This window comes from Mucilaginibacter sp. P4_G9, assembly GCF_056400985.1.
Genome location: NZ_JBFUKF010000396.1, coordinates 1 through 4,564 on the forward strand (window position 1 = coordinate 1; position 4,564 = coordinate 4,564).

Below are 4,564 nucleotides of genomic sequence, written 5' to 3' on the forward strand. Positions count from 1 at the left end.
TTGATAATCTGCTCATAACTTGGTCTTTAAAAGAGCATAAGTATTGAACTTTTTGCTGTCTTAATTTTTCGCTCTGTACTCAAATGAAACAATATTTCTAAAATTAATTGTTTATTTATAAAACTAAGTGTTATTTCGATAATAATTATAAACAATGATTCTTTCTGTCTTTTTGAACTTTGTTTAATGGATTTGAAAGACTGGAGATAATACAAACGGTTTAATTTCAGTAATACACCTTCAGGTTAGCCAACACCAGGCTACTTGTTATTTATTCTTATTAATAAATCGTTGAGATAAATGTGATGAAGAGATTTTGGTTGTTGGTATTGCTCCAGGTTTTTATTTTGATAAGCTACGGGCAGGCGCCCATAAAGAATAAAGTTCTGAAGTATTCACTAAAAGATGGTCTTTCTTTTGGTATCGTAAATAGTATTACCCAGGACGAAAAGGGTTTTATCTGGTTTGCCACAAATGACGGATTAAACCGGTTTGATGGCTCTACTTTTAAAGTATTCAAGGCAAAGCAAGGCGATTCTACCGCACTGTCAAGTAACTATGTTCAGAAAATATTTTCAGATCACGCCGGTTATATCTGGGTATCATCACGGGATGGCTTAAGCAAGCTGGATACAAGAAACGAAAGGTTTTATCATTACAGGTTTACATCCAACCGCACAAAAAAAAACGATGTGAACGATATCATACAGAGCAAAAATGGTAATTTTTGGATTTCCTCGTATGGTTTGGGTATTACTTATTTTAAAACAAAGTCCGACGCTTTTATTAGCTATAACCGGGCAAAGCTGCCGCAATTATCCAGTGACAGGATAGTTTCTATGCTGGAAGATTCGCAGGGACTGCTTTGGTTAGGAACCCAGGATGCCGGAATTAATGTATTTCATCAGAAAAATGGAATTATCACAGATAAAATTGATATCTCTTCGCAGCTCCGCGATTTCCCCCCGGGAAGGATTAATGATATTTTTGAAGATCATCTTCACAATATTTGGATAGCAACCGGTAACGGCCTGATTCATTATAATCGGAATTTAAATAAGTTCATACGGTACCAAACCAGTCAAAAGAATATTAAAAGCAATAGATATATCTCGCTAATTGAAGATAAAGATAAAAACCTGCTTATCGGGCTCCAGGATGGTGGGCTGTATAAATTGCCATTGCAATCCGTTACCGATTCCGGTTTAAAAAACTTTTTACTTACACCTGTCACCGGTGATGATGGTTATAATATCACGCAAAGATCAGTACAAACCCTATATGTTGACCGCGACCAGAATATTTGGGTTGGTACATATGGGGAGGGGATTTATATGATTAGCAGTATTAGAGAGAAATTTACGAAGATCCAAAAAAACAGATCTGATACTGTTGGTAAAAGCTTAATCAGATTTTATGGGATGTGCCAGGATGCAAACGGGTCGTTATGGTTTGGAACAGATGGCGATGGTATCTTTAAAGCTTTGCCAGATGGAAGTATTGCAAAACATTATTACGCAGATGGACGCCCGGGGAGCCTAACAGATAATGCTGTTTTATCCGGCTATCTTGACCGTGAAAATAATTTATGGTTTGGTACATATTCCAAAGGGCTCTTTCGCTACGACAGAAAAGCGGATTTATTTGTCAATTATAATCATAGCGCCGGCGACAGTAAAACTATCGGCGGGAACGATGTTCGGGTTATTTATCAAGATAGCCATAAGAATTTATGGGTTGGTACTAATGGAGGTGGGCTTAGTCTTTTCAATCCGGATACAAAGAGCTTTACAAATTATAATCCAGGAAACAGCGCACTTAGTTCCTATGATGTAAGGGCAATAATTGAAGACGATAAAGGAAACTTATTTATAGGAACTTATGGTGGTGGATTAGACTATTTGGAGGTTCAGAGTAAAAAGATCCGACGATTTTTTAATTCCGCAGAAGAAAAGGTATACATGCCAAGTGAGGTTATTTTTTCATTATATCTGGATAATAAATATAGGCTTTGGATAGGTACGGAAGGTGATGGTCTTGTTATCTATAACTTTCACAATCGTACATTTAAGCAGTATAATGAAAGGAACAAACTGGCAAATAATACAATTTACGCCATTAAAAAGGCCGGCGATAATTCGGTATGGTTGAGTACAAATAACGGCATATCCAACATTGACCCAACAGCAGGCAAAGTATCGAATTTTGATCAATCAGATGGCTTACAGGCCGGACAGTTCAATGTCGGGTCTGTTATGTATGATAGCCGTAGCAGGCTGATGTATTTTGGAGGCACCGAGGGTCTTAACGTTTTTGAACCAGAGAAAGTAAGCAAAAGCAATTTTAAACCTAAAATTATCATAACGGGCTTACAGATTTTTGGAAAACCGGTTGAAGTGGGCGATCCGGGCGAAAATGGAGCTGTTTTGTCACAAACGATTAATGAAACTAAACAGTTGATTTTGCAACCCGATCAATCGGTGTTCTCCATTCAATATACTTCATTGAACTACGCTTATCCGCAAAAAGGCGCTTTTGCTTATAAAATGGAAGGATTGGACAAATCCTGGAATTTTGTTGGTAACCAACGATCAGCAACATACCGGTACCTGGAACCGGGAGATTATACGTTCCGGGTTAAATGTTCCAATCAGGACGGCATATGGTTTGATGATTTTGCAACATTGCAAGTTAAAATTTTGCCGCCCTGGTATAAAACATGGTGGGCATATCTATGCTATATTGCAGGGGCAGGCCTTATTATCTATAATTACCGGCTTTACCGGGCAAACCAGTCCAGGTTGAAGTACGAAATAAAGGTTACCCAATTATCCGCTGAAAAAGACCGGGAACTGAATGAACGTAAATTGTCTTTTTTTACTAATATTTCCCATGAATTTCGCACACCGTTGACGCTTATTATAAATCCTGTTAAGGAATTATTATATCATGAAAACGAGATTGACACAAGTAGCCTTAATATAGTTTACCGTAATGCTAAAAGATTGTTAAGCCTGGTAGATCAGCTGCTTTTATTTCGTAAGGCCGATTCGGAGGCGGGTGTATTAACTATTTTCCGGCTTAATATCGTTGAATTAAGTAAGGAAGTGTTTTTATGTTTTACCTATCAGGCAAAAGCTAAAGGCTTGTTTTTTGAATTCAATTGCGCAAATGAGCATATTGAAATATTTGCCGACAGGGAAAAGATGGAAATAGTGCTTTTTAACTTGTTGTCAAATGCCATAAAATACACGCCAATCGGTGGAAGTGTAAAAATGGTGATCACGGAACAGGAAACTAACGTGAACATTGAAATTATCGACACTGGCTATGGTATTAAAGAGGGGACGGGCGACAAGCTGTATTCACAGTTTTACCAGGAGGAACATATTAAAAATCCTTCGACCGGCGGTTTTGGTATCGGTTTGTTCCTTGTTAAAAAGTTTGTGGAGGATCATTCCGGAAATATAAATTATGAAAGTGCTGTAGGGGGAGGAACACGATTTACGGTTACCTTATTAAAAGGAAGGGAACACTTAAAGAGCAATATCATTTTCGAGGATGATGAAACCAGTTCCGTTATTTTGCAGGAACTCGTTGAAAGCGAAATTATGGACAATCCGGAAGCAGAAGATGTCAATTTACTTTTTGAAGATGCTGACGTTAATGGCGATTTAAAGTCGATATTAATTATAGATGATAACAAAGATTTAAGAGAATATCTTAAAATGATTTTCAAACAGGATTACAAAGTTTATTCAGCCGATAATGGTAAAGAAGGGCTGTTAATCACCAGGGAGCATTTGCCCGATATCGTGATCAGCGATGTGATGATGGACGGAATGAGCGGTATAGAGCTTTGTGCTGCGATAAGGGAGGATATTAATATCAGTCATATACCGGTTATACTCCTCACTTCAAGCTCATCTCCTGATATAAAATTAAAAGGTATTGAAGGCGGTGCGGATGATTACATCAGTAAACCTTTTGATAAAGAGATTCTTAAAGCCCGTGTAGCAGGTATTTTAAAAAACAAAAATACTTTGCAAAAGTACTTTTATAATGAAATCACGCTTAACTCAAGTAACCAGAAAATACCCGCCGAGTATAAAAACTTTTTAGAAAATTGCATAAAGATTGTTGAGGAAAATATCAAAAACCCCGACTTTGGTATTCAGATCCTGGCGAGGGAATTGGGCATATCAAATTCTACATTGTATAAAAAGGTCAAATTTATTTCGGGCCAGTCAGCCAACGGATTTATAAGATTTATCAGGCTGAGAAAAGCTGCGGAGATATTGATCAATACCAGGCATAATGTCTTCGAAACGACTTATCTTGTTGGAATCAACGACATCAAATATTTCAGGGAACAGTTTAAAAAGCTATTTGGCATAAATCCGTCCCAGTATATTAAAAAGTACCGAAAAGCTTTTTCTGAAGATATGGTACATAATGAATTCAATAATACACTTAAAGATTTGCGGGAAGACTAAGAAGCAATTAATTTGATTTATTAAGTGTTCCATTTGAGCGTAGTGGAACACCCCGAACGCTTTGGAAC

Annotated in this window: 1 protein-coding gene; it reads left to right on the forward strand. The window is 37.2% G+C overall.

The genetic code is table 11. From position 1 onward, the window contains the following. Positions 1-305: 305 nt before the first annotated feature. The gene (locus AC1DPZ_RS22415; RefSeq protein WP_477407632.1) at positions 306-4,496 is read left to right on the forward strand and encodes a hybrid sensor histidine kinase/response regulator transcription factor; all 4,191 of its coding nucleotides are present in this window, start codon (positions 306-308) and stop codon (positions 4,494-4,496) included. Positions 4,497-4,564 lie beyond the last annotated feature (68 nt).

Coding starts and splice junctions, on each gene's coding strand:
- AC1DPZ_RS22415 (WP_477407632.1), top strand. CDS start 306: ATGAAGAGATTTTGGTTGTTGGTATTGCTCCAGGTTTTTATTTTGATA.